This is a genomic window from Nonomuraea cavernae (assembly GCF_040655715.1).
Lineage (GTDB): Bacteria > Actinomycetota > Actinomycetes > Streptosporangiales > Streptosporangiaceae > Nonomuraea > Nonomuraea cavernae_A.
In genome coordinates, this window is sequence record NZ_JBFAKL010000008.1 from 69,938 (window position 1) to 84,550 (window position 14,613).

General features: G+C 71.1%; 13 protein-coding genes. 11 read left to right on the forward strand and 2 right to left on the reverse strand.

The features are described from left to right. On the reverse strand, nt 1–765 hold a 765-nt coding region (locus AB0I38_RS13875), incomplete at its 3' end, for a CHAP domain-containing protein (protein WP_358466690.1). A 312-nt stretch (nt 766–1,077) separates the two neighbouring features. Between AB0I38_RS13875 and AB0I38_RS13880 the strand changes: the two genes are divergently transcribed. The 11 genes from AB0I38_RS13880 (at nt 1,078) to AB0I38_RS13930 (ending at nt 13,194) form a co-directional block, all read left to right on the forward strand. Then, a complete protein-coding gene (locus AB0I38_RS13880; RefSeq protein ID WP_358466692.1) occupies nt 1,078–2,031 on the forward strand; it encodes an ABC transporter substrate-binding protein in 954 nt (317 codons plus the stop codon). 92 nt (nt 2,032–2,123) lie between these two features. Then, entirely contained in the window at nt 2,124–3,116 is a 993-nt protein-coding gene (locus tag AB0I38_RS13885; protein ID WP_436838743.1) for a FecCD family ABC transporter permease, read from the forward strand. Next, nucleotides 3,113–3,886, forward strand: a complete 774-nt coding sequence (locus tag AB0I38_RS13890) for an ABC transporter ATP-binding protein (protein ID WP_358466694.1) — start codon at nt 3,113–3,115, stop codon at nt 3,884–3,886. Before AB0I38_RS13885 ends, AB0I38_RS13890 begins: the two co-directional genes overlap by 4 nt. Continuing rightward, nucleotides 3,883–4,554, forward strand: coding sequence for an adenosylcobinamide amidohydrolase (locus tag AB0I38_RS13895; RefSeq protein ID WP_358466696.1), 672 nt, complete (start codon nt 3,883–3,885; stop codon nt 4,552–4,554). Before AB0I38_RS13890 ends, AB0I38_RS13895 begins: the two co-directional genes overlap by 4 nt. Before the next feature lie 3 nt (nt 4,555–4,557). Next, the gene (locus AB0I38_RS13900) at nt 4,558–5,184 is read left to right on the forward strand and encodes a Uma2 family endonuclease (RefSeq protein ID WP_358466698.1); all 627 of its coding nucleotides are present in this window, start codon (nt 4,558–4,560) and stop codon (nt 5,182–5,184) included. 464 nt (nt 5,185–5,648) lie between these two features. Continuing rightward, the gene (locus tag AB0I38_RS13905) at nt 5,649–7,139 is read left to right on the forward strand and encodes a hypothetical protein (protein WP_358466700.1); all 1,491 of its coding nucleotides are present in this window, start codon (nt 5,649–5,651) and stop codon (nt 7,137–7,139) included. After that, the gene (locus tag AB0I38_RS13910) at nt 7,139–8,650 is read left to right on the forward strand and encodes a serine/threonine protein kinase (RefSeq protein WP_358466702.1); all 1,512 of its coding nucleotides are present in this window, start codon (nt 7,139–7,141) and stop codon (nt 8,648–8,650) included. The genes AB0I38_RS13905 and AB0I38_RS13910 overlap by 1 nt, the downstream gene beginning before the upstream one ends. A 70-nt stretch (nt 8,651–8,720) precedes the next feature. Beyond that, nucleotides 8,721–9,377, forward strand: a complete 657-nt coding sequence (locus tag AB0I38_RS13915; protein ID WP_358466704.1) for a response regulator transcription factor — start codon at nt 8,721–8,723, stop codon at nt 9,375–9,377. 87 nt (nt 9,378–9,464) lie between these two features. After that, the gene (locus AB0I38_RS13920) at nt 9,465–11,525 is read left to right on the forward strand and encodes a DUF6421 family protein (protein WP_358466706.1); all 2,061 of its coding nucleotides are present in this window, start codon (nt 9,465–9,467) and stop codon (nt 11,523–11,525) included. Continuing rightward, a complete protein-coding gene (locus AB0I38_RS13925) occupies nt 11,522–12,151 on the forward strand; it encodes an SDR family NAD(P)-dependent oxidoreductase (protein WP_358466708.1) in 630 nt (209 codons plus the stop codon). The genes AB0I38_RS13920 and AB0I38_RS13925 overlap by 4 nt, the downstream gene beginning before the upstream one ends. Further along, on the forward strand, nt 12,148–13,194 hold the full coding sequence (locus AB0I38_RS13930) for a threonine aldolase family protein (RefSeq protein WP_358466710.1): 1,047 nt from the start codon (nt 12,148–12,150) through the stop codon (nt 13,192–13,194). The genes AB0I38_RS13925 and AB0I38_RS13930 overlap by 4 nt, the downstream gene beginning before the upstream one ends. Here AB0I38_RS13930 and AB0I38_RS13935 read toward each other — a convergent pair. Then, a complete protein-coding gene (locus AB0I38_RS13935; RefSeq protein ID WP_358466712.1) occupies nt 13,191–14,612 on the reverse strand; it encodes a phytoene desaturase family protein in 1,422 nt (473 codons plus the stop codon). The genes AB0I38_RS13930 and AB0I38_RS13935 overlap by 4 nt on opposite strands. Nucleotide 14,613 lies beyond the last annotated feature (1 nt).

The following is a 14,613-nucleotide window of genomic DNA, read 5'->3' on the forward strand; positions in this document are numbered from 1 at the left end:
CGTGAAGCCGAGGGGGGTGGTGGAGATGACCGTGCCCTTAGTGCGTTTGCCGGTGGCGGCGTCGATGGCGGTGTAGGTCAGCCGCCCGTCGGGCAGTACCCCGTACACCGAGGCCGTGCCACTGACCTGCGCCGCTCCGACCGGAGCGCTGTAACCGACGATGTCGATGTTGGACCGGGAGTAGGACTTGGTCCTGATCCGGTCATCGCTGTTGCCCTCGATCGTGTAGACCGTGCTGGAGTTGGCCGAGCTCACGATGCCGACGTGGTCGATGTCGCCGCTCTGGTCCCAGTCGAAGACGATGGCGTCCCCGGGCTGGGGCTGGTAGCCGCTGGCACGGGTGCGCCACGTGCCGTGCTTGACGCCGTAGTCCTTGAAGGACGAGGCCCACCCGGTGAGGACGCCGCCGCTGGTCTCGGGCACGTTGGCGTCCGGCACGCCGGCGTTCTTCCAGACGTACTTCGAGAAGTCGGCGCACCAGTCGCTGTCGCGCCACTGGACGCCGTCGCTGAAGGGGCACCCTGACGACGGCTTCCAGTTGCGGAAGTGCCCGGTGTAGTAGTTGCAGCCGCTGCCCAGCGGGGACTCGCGGTTGCGGACCGTGTTGTTGAGCTGGCCCTGGGCCACCGAGACGATGGACGAACGGCTGACGGCCGCCGCGGGGGTCGCGGAGACCGTCACGACGCCCAAGGCGACGACGGCCACCGCAAGGACCGGCGGCAGGATGCGGGTCAAGCGAGGGACGGAGCCCGTGGAAAGGTGCATGGCCGGGAGTGTCCGCCGGGCCTCTGCAAAGATCCTCCAATCCCGCTCCAAGCCGGCGCTCACCAGCGCTCGCACCAGGGGCGTACCTCCGATTCGTCAGTGAAGGCAGCCCTTGACTTCAGCTGGATGCAGAGGATTGATAGCGTTTGTCCGACGCGCAGTGTTGCAGCGAAGTCCGGTGTGAATCCGGCGCTGTCCCGCAACTGTCATAGCCAGGTCGCCTGCCTCTGCGCTGACGTCAACCCTCGTGGAAAAGGGTGATCCGTCGCATTCCGCGGGTCTCTCGGTTCCGACAGTGTGAAAGGACTTCTCGTGAGGCCCGTACGTACGGCCTTCGCGGGCGCGCTGCTGGGAACGCTCGTCCTGACCGGATGTGGTCAGAGCGGCACTACAGCCAACACGTCCGCGGCCCCCGCCGCATCCTCCACCGCCACCACGGCCACCGGATTCCCGGTCACCGTCGAGGCCGCCAACGGCACGATCACCATCGAGCGCCGGCCCGAGCGGATCATCTCCCTCTCGGCCGTCCACACCGAGACCCTCTTCGCGATCGGCGCCGGCCCCCAGGTGATCGCCGTCGACGACCAGTCGAACCACCCACCGCAGGCCCCCAAGACCGACCTGTCCGGCTACAAGCCGAACGTCGAGGCGATCGTCGCCGAGAAGCCCGACCTGGTCATCGTCTCCGACGACCTCGATCAGATCGTCGCCAAGCTGGACAAGGTGAACGTGCCGGTGCTGCTGGAGACGGCCCCGGCCAAGCTCGACGACGCCTACGGCCAGATCGCCGATCTCGGCGCCGCCACCGGCAACCAGGACAAGGCCGGCGAACTCGTGACCGGCATGAAGGCGTCGCTGGCCAAGCTGGCCGCCGAGACGCCCAAGGACCACAAGCTCACCTACTACCACGAGCTCGACCAGACGCCCTACGCCGCGACGTCCACCACCTTCATCGGCCAGATCTACGGCATCTTCGGCCTCACCAACATCGCCGACAAGGCCCCGGACACGGCGGGCGGCTACCCCAAGCTGTCGGCCGAGTTCGTCGCCAAGGCCGACCCCGACCTGATCTTCCTGGCCGACGTCAAGTGCTGCGGGCAGAGCAAGGCGACGCTGGCCAAGCGGCCGGGCTGGAAGGGACTGTCCGCCATCAAGAACGACCAGGTGGTGCAGCTCGACGACGACGTCGCCTCCCGCTGGGGGCCGCGCGTCGTGGACTTCGCCGAGACGGTCGGCGCCGCGGTCGCCAAGGCGGCCGGCCGCTAGTGCTCTCCAGCCGCTCGCCCCTCGCGCGGCCCGGCTCTTTGGCGGAACACGGGCCCGTCCAGGCCCGTCCGTCCCGAGCCCGGCCGCTCCAGGTGGCCGCGGCGCTCGCCGTGCTGGCCGGCGCCATGCTGGCCGGCCTGCTCGGCGGCGCCGCCGACATCTCACCGTGGCAGGTGGTCCTGCAGGCGCTCGACTGGCTGCCGTTCGTGACGGTCGACTCGGGCCTGACCCCCGTCGAGCAGGGGCTCCTGTACGAGCTCCGCCTGCCCAGGGTGCTCGTCGCGGCCGTGGTCGGCGGGCTGCTGGCCATCGCCGGGGCCGGTTACCAGGGCGTGTTCCGCAACCCGCTGGCCGACCCGTACCTGCTGGGCGCCGCCGCCGGCGCCGGGCTGGCTGCGACCATGGTGATCGTGCTGCTGCCCGGCCTGCCCGGCGGCGTCCCGGTGGCCGCGTTCGCGGGCGCCGTCGGCGGCGTCTTCCTGGCGTACCTCCTGGGCAACACCGCGGGCCGGGCGGGTGGCACGGCGACGCTCGTGCTGGCCGGGGTGGCGGTCACCTCGTTCCTGACCGCGATCCAGACGTTCGTCCAGCAGCTCAAGGTCGAGGAGCTGCAGCGGATCTACTCCTGGATCCTCGGCGACGTCAGCGGCGGATGGGACCAGTTCTGGATGGTCCTGCCGTACGCCGCCGTGTCCTCCGTGCTGCTGATCCTGCACGGCCGCCTGCTCGACGTGCTGTCCGTCGGCGACGAGGAGGCCACCGGCCTGGGCCTGCGGGCCGGCGGGGTGCGGCTGGCGGTCTTGCTGGCCGCCTCGCTGGCCACGGCGGCGGCCGTCGCCGCCAGCGGGCTGATCGGCTTCGTCGGCATCGTCATCCCGCACGTGGTCAGGCGGCTCGCGGGCGGCTCGTACCGGATCGTGCTGCCGCTCTCGCTGATCGGCGGCGCCGCCTTCCTGGTGCTCGCCGACCTGCTCGCGCGCACCGTCATCGCCCCGGCCGAACTGCCCATCGGGGTCGTCACCATGTTCGTCGGCGCGCCGTTCTTCGTCGCCGTGCTGCGGATGACCCGGCAGGCCGCCACGTGATCGAGACGACCTCTTTGTCCGTACGGCTCGGCGAGCGCGAGGTGCTCACCGAGGTCGGTCTCCGCGTCCGGCGCGGCGAGTGGCTGGCCGTCATCGGCCCGAACGGCGCGGGCAAGTCCACCCTGGTCAAAGCCGTCATGGGGCTCGTCGCCCACCGGGGCGAGGTGACGCTCGACGGCCGGCCCGCCGCCGCGCTCCGGCCCAGGGACCGGGCCCGCCTGGTCGCCTACGCGCCCCAGAGCCCGGCGCTGCCGCCCGACATGACGGTGTTCGACTACGCCCTGCTGGGCCGCACTCCGTACATCTCCTACCTCGGCAGGGAGAGCCGCCACGACCGGGAGGTCACCGCGTCGGTGCTCGACCGGCTCGATCTGACCGGGTTCGCGGCCCGCCGGGTGGGCGAGCTGTCCGGCGGGGAGCGGCAGCGCGTGGTGCTGGCCAGGGCACTCGTCCAGCAGGCGCCCGTGCTCCTGCTCGACGAGCCCACCACCGCCCTGGACCTCGGACACCAGCAGCAGGTGCTCGATCTGGTCGACCGCCTGCGCCTGGCCGACGGCCTCACCGTCGTCACCACGCTGCACGACCTGACCCTCGCCGGCCTGTACGCCGACACCCTGCTGCTGCTCGCCCAGGGCCGCGCGGTGGCCGCCGGCAAGCCCGCCCACGTGCTCACCGAGGAACTCGTCGGCACGCACTTCGACGCGCACGTGAAGATCGAGCCGGGCCCGGACGGGCGTCCCGTCGTCCATCTCCTCAGAGGAGGAACGTGAAACTCACCTACCGGGTCGAAGAGGGCGCGCGGCTGGGGTCGCTGCTGTGGGAGTTAGGGCCTGGCCGGCGGGCGATCTCCTCGGCCATGCTCGGCGGCGGCATCGGCCCCCGCTCCTGGGTGCTGAACGCGCAGGTCGTGGCCGGCTACGCGCGTACGGACCCGGTCGAGCACCTGGCCGGGCTGGCGCCCCCGGGTGAGGGAGTGGGAATGATGACGGCCGCCTCCGTGGACCGGTACGTGACCGCCGAGGACGGGGGCGTGCGGGCCGTCGCCACGGTCGGGCTGCGCGTCCCGACGTGGGCCGCCGCCCCCGAAGGAGCCACCGACCCGGAGCTGGCCCCGATGCTGGGCGTCGCCCCGCCGGTGGGCACGATCAACATCATGGCCACGCTGCCGGTGGCGATGACCGACGCCGCGCTGGTCAACGCCGTCATGACGGTGACCGAGGCCAAGGCCCAGGCGCTGGCCGAGGCGGGCTTCGCCGGCACGGGCACCGCCTCCGACGCGGTCTGCGTCGTCGTGCCGGTGAGCGGTCCCGAGGAGCTGTTCGCAGGCCCCCGCTCCACCTGGGGCGCCCGGCTCGCCCGCGCGGTCCACGCCGCCGTCCGCCGCGGCGCCGAAGAGTGGCGGCCCTATGACAGAGAGTCAGGGAATGTGGGGAAGTAGCATGTGCGCAAGGGCGTGATCCGCGACGATGGGTGGGTGATCGCAATGGCGACGACCGAACCGACCACTGGGCGCACGGTCCTTCCTGGCGTGCCACCCTTCTCTGTCGACGACCTGCTCAAGTTCCCCGATGACGGGAATCGCTATGAGCTCTTCAACGGGAGCCTACTGGTGAGCCCTGCCCCCACCCCGCTACACCAGCGCGCCATCTTTCGCGCGCAGCTCATCCTGGACAGCGCGCGGCCGCCGGATCTGGAGCCGCTTTCGACTGTGAACGTGCGGGTGAGCGACAAGGACTTCTACATTCCTGATCTCGCGGTCGTGCCGGTCGCCTCGGTGGAGGCCGGGCGGCTCATGTTCTCGCCCGCTGACATCCGGCTCGCGGTGGAAGTGGTCAGTCCGAGCACGCAGGCGCGCGACCGGCTCCTCAAGACGGAGGCGTACGCGGCGGCGGGCATTCCGGTCTACTGGCGCATCGAGCTGGCCGAAGGCCCCACCGTCTACGTCTACGAGCTCGACGGCGAGACCTACCGGCCGCCCGCCGCTTACAAGGCCGGGAGCGTCGTCACCCTGCGCAAGCCGTACCCCGTCAGCTTCGACCCCGCCGACCTGATCGAGCGTCGCGACTGATCGAGCGTCGCGACTGATCGAGCGTCGCGTTGAGCGAGCCGTCCCGGTGAGATCCCCGCGGCGCAGCGCACGTTGTCGACCTTGATGACGGGCGTCCGAGGCTCCCCGCGAAGCGGCGCCTGTAGAAGCCGCCCACCCGTCCTTGTGCTTACGGACGCCGCGTTGGTGGCCGGATTCGTGGCGTGGGCGACCCTGGTGACGAGCCCGGGGATCAAGTTTTCCGAGCACGCGCGTAACACCGGTGACGATTCCCGCGATGGGGTCTAGTGGGTGCTCAATCTCTTCGTCGCCGAGCCGGTCCGGCGCGGAGCCATTCCGGTGGACGTGCCGTCGACCGTCGACGCCGATCGCGTGGCTCGTGAGGAAACGTTCAGGTGCTGAGCAAGTGCTTGTCTAGCGTTCATCTATTGACTTACGGCAGGTGATTGGGACCCTGAATCTATCCCTTGAAAATAGGAGCGGAGATGGCGCGTCTCACAGCTCTGGCCGGCGGTGCCGTGGTGGCCCTCGTGCTGCTCGCCCTGCCCGTGACGGCGCACGAGCACCCCAGCGGCATCACCGATCTGGTGACCCCGGCCGTGGTGCGCGTCGAGGCCACCGCGCACGTGGAGATCACCCTGCTCGATCACATAGGTGATCTGGTGCACGTGGAACGGTCCTACGACGTGCCCATCGGCGTGGGCACGGGCACCGTGGTCAACCCCGAGGGAGCGATCGTCACGCTCACCCGGGTCGTCAAGAACGAACAGGACGTGGCCGTCTACGCGGCCAATCGGATCTTCGCCGAGCACCACGACGTGAAGATCCCGGCCGACTTCGAGCGGCACAAGCTCAAGGACGACCTGCTCGACAAGCACCTCCGGCAGTGCTATCCGCCCAAGTCGGCCAAGGCCACCTGCATCTTCGAGGTCACCACCGACATCACGGTCTTCCCCAACGTCTCGCCGGCCGACCCCAAGGGCATCAAGGCCGAGCTCGTCAAGGCCGGGTCCCGGCCCGACAGCCCCGCCGTGCTGACGACGTCGGGCCGGATCATCGGCAGCGTCGGCCTGCCCACGGCCCCGCTCGCCGACAAGGTGCCCGACCAGCAGGGCTCGCCCACGAACATCGCGGGCTTCCTCGGCAGGCCCGGCCCCAACGTCAAGGAGACCGTCGAGATCGCCCACCTCGGCAAGGGCGGCGGCACCGGCGAGAAGGGCAGGCAGTTCGCCGACCCCGACAAGAAGGTCGACGAACCGGTCAAGATGGGCGGCCTGGCCGACCGCGGCCTGCGCGGGGCGCCGGTCATCGGCGACAAGGACGGCCACATCATCGGCATGCTCATCGGCGGCGGCAAGGACGCCAGGATGATCGGCGTCAGGGAGATCAACGCGGCCCTGACCAAGGCCGGGGTGGCACCGCGCAGGGGCCCGATCGACACCGCCTTCGAGGCGGCGCTGACCCGCTACCACACCAAGTACTACACCGAGGCGGCGCCGGGCTTCCAGCGGGTCCTGGAGCTCTATCCCGGCAATGTGGTGGCCGCCAGTCTGCTGAAGGACTCACTGGCCAAGCGGGGCGGCCCCGAGGATCAGGGCACGAAGAAGGCGGCGGCGCCGGTGAGCCGGTCCACGCCGCTGTGGCCGTTCATCGTGGTGGCCGGCGTGCTGTTCATGGCGGCGGGCGCAGGCGCGTTCGTGCTGTGGCGGCGCCGCGCGCCCGAGGAGCCGCCGCCCGACCTGCCGCTCGTGGCCGGCCAGCGACAACCGCCGCTCGACGAGGGGTCCAACCAGACCGTGGTCGTGCGCAGGTCGCAGCCGTTCGCGATCATCCCCCAGCAGAAGCAGGTGCTCACCACTCAGGATCCGTCCGTCAGGTCCCAGGATCCGTCCGTCAAGTACTGCACGGCGTGCGGGATGCGGCTGGGGCACGCGCACCGGTTCTGCGGCTACTGCGGTCACCCCAGCGAGACGTGATGCACTTGAATGACAGATCCCTCATCGGCCAGGAGGTGGCCGGATATTACATCGAGGACATCGTCGGCAAGGGCGGCATGGCCGTCGTCTACCTGGCGCTCGATCCGAGGCTGAGCCGCCGCGTGGCGCTCAAGATCCTCAATCCGGTGCTCAGCGTCGACGACCGCTTCCGGCAGAGGTTCATCCTGGAGTCCAGGACGGTCGCCAGCATCGAGCACCCCAACATCATCCCGATCTACGAGGCCAACGCCGACGCCGACGGCGTGCTGTACATCTCGATGCGCTACGTCGACGGGCTCGACCTGCGCCGCCTCATCTACGACCGGGGGCCGCTGCCGATCGCGCAGGCCAACCAGATCTTCGTCCAGGTCGCCGCCGCGCTCGACGCGGCGCACGCGCACGACCTGATCCACCGCGACGTGAAGCCGGCCAACATCCTGCTGGCCGGCGACCACGTCTACCTGACCGACTTCGGCATCACCAAGCACCGCACGTCCATCTCCGGGCTGACGCAGACCGACCAGTTCATCGGCACGCCGCGCTACATGTCGCCCGAGCAGATCAACAAGGAGCACATCGACGGCAGGTGCGACCAGTACGCGCTGGCCTGCGTGGTCTACGAGGCACTGTCCGGGCGGCTGCCCTTTCAGCGCGACAACGACATCGCGCTGCTCTGGGCGCACCTGGCCGAGCAGCCCACGCCGCTGTCTCAGGTCAGGACGGAGCTGCCGGCCGACGTCGACGTGGTGATGAACCGCGCGCTGGCCAAGTCGCCGGAGGAGCGCTACCCGAGCTGCGCCGAGTTCGTCACCGCGCTGCGCGACGCCATCAGCGGCCACCCGGCCGCGCCGCCGCCCACTCAGCTCTCCGGGGTGCGGCACCGCCGCCCGGCGCGCCCCGGCCGGCCAGGGCGGCTGCCGATCATCGCGGCCACGATCACCGCGGCGGTCGCGGCGCTGGTTCTGGTCGCGCTCCTGATCATGACCCAGCGGGGTGATGCCTGGACCCGCTACCAGAGCTCGGCGGCCGCGCCGCTGTCGTTCGAGTATCCGGCCGGCTGGACCGCGCGGACCCACGGCGACCTCTTCGCGCTGGCCTCGCCGCACGTCGCCGAGTTCGAGACGTTGTTCGTCTCCGGCGCGGGCGCCGACTGGACGCCGGTGGTGCCGGTCATCACCGACGACCCCGACGGTGCCGTCGGCGTCTACGTCCAGCTCTCCGAGACGCTCAGCACCACCGCCACCGACGTCCAGATGCGGGCCACCCTTGAGGGCCTGCTGCCGGGCAAGATCGACGTGAGCGGCCCGGCCACGGAGCAGGCGGGCACCAGCCCGGCCACCCGCTACACCGGCTCGCTGACCGACCGCAACAGCGGTGTGCGGCTCGGTTTCGTCACCTACATCGTCGACCGGCGGCCCGAGCCGATGATGCTGCTGATGTACTTCTGCGCCAAGAACAGCTGCGACGACGCCACCCAGGCCCGCATCAGGCAGAGCGTCCGGCTGTCATGAGCTTGTAACTGACTTGTGTACGGCTTGACCTGGGTGTTCAAAGGCGGGGGTCGCGGTCTAGCCTCCGGATGTGAGCATTCGAATCGTCATCGTCGACGACCAGGCGATGGTCAGGGCCGGGCTGCGCATGATCGTGGAGAGCGAGCCGGGCATGGAGGTCGTCGGCGAGGCGGCCGACGGGCGCGACGCCATCGCGGTCGCCAGGCGCACCCGGCCCGACATCGTGCTGATGGACATCTCGATGCCGCGGCTCGACGGGCTGTCGGCGGCCAGGGAACTCCTCGACGCCCCGTCGCCGCCCAAGGTCATCACGCTGACCACGTTCGACAGCGACGAGAACCTCTACGCGGCGCTGCGCGCCGGCACCAGCGGGTTCCTGCTCAAGGTGTCGCCGCCCGAGCAGCTCATCGAGGCGATCCGGGTCGTGCACGCCGGTGACGCGCTGCTCGACCCGGCGGTCACCAGCCGGGTGATCGCCACGTTCGCGGGCCGGGCCGAGCCCACGCCGTCGCCCAGGCTGGACGGGCTGACGCCGCGTGAGCTGGAGGTGCTCCAGATGCTGGCGCGCGGCATCACCAACGCCGAGATCGCCCAGGCGCTGTACGTGGGGGAGGCCACGGTCAAGACGCACGTGGCGCGGGTGCTGATGAAGCTCGGGCTGCGTGACCGGGCACAGGCGGTCGTGTTCGCGTACGAGACGGGCGTGGTGCGGCCGGGCGCTGCCTGAATCTCCCCATCCGGGAGGGTTTGGTAGAGCATGGGTGCTCTCTGTGTATATTTTCCGTTGTAGGGCGGAAGATACAGGAGATATTTCATGCAGGCTTTTCCCAGGGTGCTGTTCGACGAGGCTCACAGCGAGTCGTGGACCATCCGGCGCGACGTGGCCGAGGCCATCAGTCCCGCCCATCCCGACGACAACAGCTACGCCCGCGCGGCGGCTTCGCTGCGGCACCTGGGGCACACCGTGACGGCCCGGACCGAGGGCACGCTTTCGGCGGAGGCGCTCCAGGACCAGGACGTGCTGGTCGTCGCGCACCCTTCGAGTGAGCGCTGGGAACGCACCACCGGCTCCGGCAGCCCGATCCTGTCCGCCGCCGAGCTCGACGCCGTCGAGGCGTTCGTGGCCGAGGGCGGCGGGCTCGTCGTGCTGGCCGAGGAGGAGCAGGACAAGTACGGCAACAACCTGGCCGAGCTGCTGGCCCGGTTCGGCGTCGGCATCGAGCACACGACCGTGCGCGACCCCGCGCACGCCCATCGCGACGTCGCCACCTGGGTGCTGGCCGAGCCCGCCACCACCGACGGCCTGCTCGCCGGCGTCAGGACCGCCTGCTTCTACCGCGCGGGCGTGCTCGTCCCGGGCCAGGACGCCACCGTCCTGTTCGCCACTTCGCCGGCCGCCGCCCCGGCCGGCGCTCCGCTGGCCGTCGCCCTGCGCCACGGCCGGGGCCGCGTCGTCGTGTTCGCCGACTCCGACCTGTTCGGCGACGACTCGATCGACGACTACGACCACCGCAGGCTCTGGGGCAACGTCGTCACCTGGGCGGCCCGCGTGCCCGCCGCCACCGCCCCCGAGGGGGGAGACGACGCCAAGGCCGCGCTGTTCGCCGGGCTCGCCGCGGCCGTCGAGGAACTGCGTCCGCTCCAGGTCAAGGACGGCTCGGTGCCCGAGCACAAGGAGCGGGCCAAGGAGCTGGTCGCGGCCGTCGCCGCCCACGTGGGCGAGCTGGCGCCGCACTTCCCGCACGACGCCGCCTACCTCCAGGCCGTCCAGGACGACCTCGCCAGGTGGTCGGAGCAGGAGCTGGGCGTCCCCGACTTCCTCGACTCGCTGGAGCTGTTCCACCCCGACACCCAGCGCGTCGACGGACTGGAGCACGTCGTGGTGTTCCCCATGTACACCCAGAACGGCAACCTCGACCGCAACCTGGAGGCCGTCTGGCTGCGTACCGTCTGGCCCGGGTGGCTGGCCCGGCTGGAGGCGAACGGCTACGACAACCCGATGTTCGTGCCCGTCGCGTTCGAGGCGTTCACCGCCGGCTACGACACCCACTCGGCCGTGCTCTTCCCCGAGACGGTGGCCGTACGACGGACTCCGGAGCGGTTCACCTGGGGCGCGATCTTCGCCGACCGTGAGGCCGCCAGGTTCCGGCGGGTGTCCCGGGCCGCCACCGAGACGCTCAGGCTCGGCCTGCCGCCGGAGGCGGACCGGCTGCTCGACTCCCAGCAGCTGGCCCAGGACACCTACGTGATGTGGGATCTGATCCACGACCGTACGCACAGCCACGGTGACCTGCCGTTCGACCCGTTCATGATCAAGCAGCGGATGCCGTACTGGCTCTACTCCCTGGAGGAGCTGCGCTGCGACCTGACCGCGTTCGGCGAGGCCGTACGGCTGGAGGAGCAGGGCGTGCCGCACGCCCGGTACGTCCAGCACGCCATCCTGTTCGACCGGCTCTTCCGGTTCCCGATCACCGGCGAGCGGGTGCGCAACTACGACGGGCTCGGCGGTCAGCTGCTCTTCGCCTACCTGCACCGCAACGACATCGTCCGGTGGACCGACAACCGGCTCACGATCGACTGGGAGCGGGTCGCCGGCGGGGTGGCCGACCTGCGCGGGGAGGTCGAGAAGCTCTACCGCGACAGCATCGACCGGTCGAAGCTGGCCCACTGGCTGGCGGCCTACGAGCTGGTCAGTGCCTACGTCGAGCCGCACCCGTCCTCCATCTGGGCCAAGGGTGTCGAGGCGCTGCCCGAGGAGCAGAAGGCCAAGGTCGACGCGGTGCTGCCGGACGAGTTCCCCCTCAGCATGTTCTACGAGGCCCTGCGCCGTAAGCTGACGGACGTGGTCGAATCGACTAAGGGGATCCGGGGATGATCATTCTGGTTACCGGCGCTGCAGGCCCCACAGGTCAGGCAGTGTCCGAATATTTCCGCAAAAACGGTGACACCGTGATCTCCGTCGACAAGGACGACGTGGACCTGCTCGACCGCGAGGCCGTGCTCGACCTGGCGGCCCGCATCGAGCGCGACCACGGCGGCGTCGACGGCGTGGTGCACCTGGTCGGCGGCTGGCGCGGCTCCGGCAGCTTCGCCGAGACCCGGCTGGAGGACTGGAACGACCTGCACGACCTGCTGATCCGTACCCTCCAGCACGTGTCGCTGGCCTTCGAGCCGCTGCTGCGCGAGAGCCAGGACGGCCGCTTCGTGATCGTCTCGGCCAAGGCCGCCGCGAACCCCACCGCTGGGGGCGCCGCCTACGCCGCCGCCAAGGCCGCCTCGGAGGCGTGGACACTCTCCCTGGCCGACGCGCTGCGCGGCACCGGCTCCGCCGCCGTCATCCTCGTCGTCAAGGCCCTGGTCAACGACGCCATGCGGGCGGCCAAGCCCGAGGCGAAGTTCGCCGGGTTCACCGACGTGGCCGATCTGGCCCGGGCCATCGGCGGGCTCTACGACCGGCCCGCCGCCGACCTCAACGGCACCCGATTGGACCTCACCCAGTGACACCCCGGCACGACCCCCTGCTCAAGGCGTTCGCCAGCGACAACTACGCCGGGGTGCACCCCGACATCCTGCGGGCCATCGCCGACGCCAACGGCGGCCACCAGATCGCCTACGGCGACGACGTCTACACCGAAGCGCTGCGCGAGGTCTTCCAGCGCCATTTCGGCGAGCAGGCGCAGGCCTGGCCGGTGTTCAACGGCACCGCCGCCAACGTCGTCTCGCTGCGCGCGATGACCGCCCACTGGGAGGCGGTCATCTGCGCCGAGACCGCCCACATCAACACCGACGAGGGCGGCGCCCCCGAGGTGGTGGGCGGCATCAAGCTGCTGCCCGTGCCCACGCCCGACGGCAAGCTCACGCCCGAGCTGATCGACCGTCAGGCCTGGGGCTTCGGTGACGTGCACCGGGCCCAGCCGCGCGTCGTGTCCATCTCCAACACCACCGAGCTCGGCACCGTCTACACGCCCGAGGAGGTGGCCGCGATCTGCGCCCACGCGCACGAGCGCGGCCTGCTCGTCCACCTCGACGGCTCTCGGCTGACCAACGCCGCCGCCGCCCTCGACGTCCCCATGCGGGCGCTCACCACCGACGCGGGCGTCGACGTGCTCTCCTTCGGCGGCACGAAGATCGGCATGCTGTACGGCGAGGCCGTCGTGGTGCTCAACCCCTCGGCGGCCACCGGGGTCGACTACATCCGCAAGACGTTCATGCAGCTGTCGTCGAAGATGAGGTTCGTGTCGGCCCAGTTCGAGGCGCTGCTCTCCGGTGACCTGTGGCTGCGCAACGCCCGGCAGGCCAACGCGATGGGGCGGCGGCTGGCCGAGGCGGTGCGCGGCCTTCCCGGGGTCGAGGTGCCGCGGCCGGTCGAGGCCAACGCGGTCTTCGCCGTCCTGCCCAAGGACGTCACCGAGCGGCTGCAGAAGCGCTTCCGCTTCTACACCTGGAACGAGGCGACGGGCGAGGTGCGGTGGATGTGCGCGTTCGACACCACCGAGGCCGACGTGGACGCGTTCGCCGCGGCGATCGCCGAGGAACTGGCCTAACCACGGGTGGCGAGGCGGGCGGCCTGCCAGCCGCCCATCCCGTGCACCGCGCCCCCCGGCGGCGTCGAGGCCGAGCAGAGGAAGACACCGGGCAACGGGGTGCGCCAGGGCACCGGTGACCAGACCGGACGCCTGACGAACTGGCCCAGGCCGGCCAGCCCGCCGCCGATGTCGCCACCCACCAGGTTGGGGTTCCACGCCTCCAGGTCGGCCGGGCCCATCGCGTGGCGGGCCAGCACCCGGTCGCGGAAGCCGGGGGCGTAGCGCTCGATCTGCGCCTCGATCGCCCCCGTCATGTCCACGGGAGAGCCGTTCGGGACATGGCAGTAGGCCCACAGCGTGTGGCCGCCCCGCGTCGGATCGGCCGCGTAGGGCTGCGTGAGCAGGACGTACGGCCGGGGCGAGTGGCGTCCGGCGGCCACCTCGGCCTCGCTCAGTGCGATCTCCTCCAGAGTGCCGCCCAGATGGACGGTCCCCGCCGCGGCGACGGCCGGATCGCGCCACGGCACCGGCCCGTCGAGCGCCCAGTCCAGCTTGAACACCCCCGGCCCGTACCGGTAGCGCTCCAGCCGCCGGCGGTAGCGCGCGGGCAACTCGGCCATCTCCAGGAACTGCCGGGGGGTCACGTCCAGCACGATCGTCTCGGCGCCCAGCCCGGTGAGCTCGGCGAGGCGCCGCACCCGGTGGCCGGTGACCGCCTCGCCGCCCAGCTCGCGCAGCCTGGCCACCAGGGCGTCGGCCAGGACCTGCGAGCCGCCCTTCACGAGCGGCCAGCCGACCAGGTGGACCAGCGACGCCAGCAGCAGGCCGTACCCGGTGGTGATGGGGGAGCGCAGGTCGAGCACCGAGTGCGCGGCCATGCCGGCGAACACCGCGCGGCCCTCGACCGTGCGCAGGGCCCGCCGGGCGAACGTCGTGGCCGGCAGCGCCGCCGCGACCCCGAACCTCGCCGCGGCCGCGAACGCGCGTGGATCCGGCCGCCATGGCCCGAGCGGCTTCACCAGCAGGTCGACCAGCGGGAACCCGGCCCGCGCCGCCGCTCCGGCGGTCGCGTCCCAGACCACGCCATCGGCGCCGAGCCCCTCGCGTGTGCGACCGGCGTCGCGGTGCACGAGCACGGCGGGCCGGTCGTCGAGCGGATGCGCGGCGGCCACGGCGGGATGGACGAACTCGACCTGCCCCGGCCCGCGCCCCTCCAGTCCGAGCCCGCGCATCGCGGGCGAGGCGAGAGCCATCGCCATCACGGTCGCGCCGAGATCGTGCACCCGGCCGGGCAGCGTCAGCTCCGCCGACCGCAGCCCGCCGCCGAACCGCTCGGCCGCCTCCAGCAGCAGCACCCGGCGCCCGGAGCGGGCCAGCTCGATCGCCGCGACCAGCCCGTTGGGGCCCGATCCCACGACGACCGCGTCGACGCTCACG

What these genes read in the sequence shown, in the direction of transcription:
- AB0I38_RS13905 (WP_358466700.1), top strand. Translation starts at nt 5,649, where the DNA reads ATGGCGCGTCTCACAGCTCTGGCCGGCGGTGCCGTGGTGGCCCTCGTG.
- AB0I38_RS13910 (WP_358466702.1), top strand. Translation starts at nt 7,139, where the DNA reads ATGCACTTGAATGACAGATCCCTCATCGGCCAGGAGGTGGCCGGATAT.
- AB0I38_RS13920 (WP_358466706.1), top strand. Translation starts at nt 9,465, where the DNA reads ATGCAGGCTTTTCCCAGGGTGCTGTTCGACGAGGCTCACAGCGAGTCG.
- AB0I38_RS13925 (WP_358466708.1), top strand. Translation starts at nt 11,522, where the DNA reads ATGATCATTCTGGTTACCGGCGCTGCAGGCCCCACAGGTCAGGCAGTG.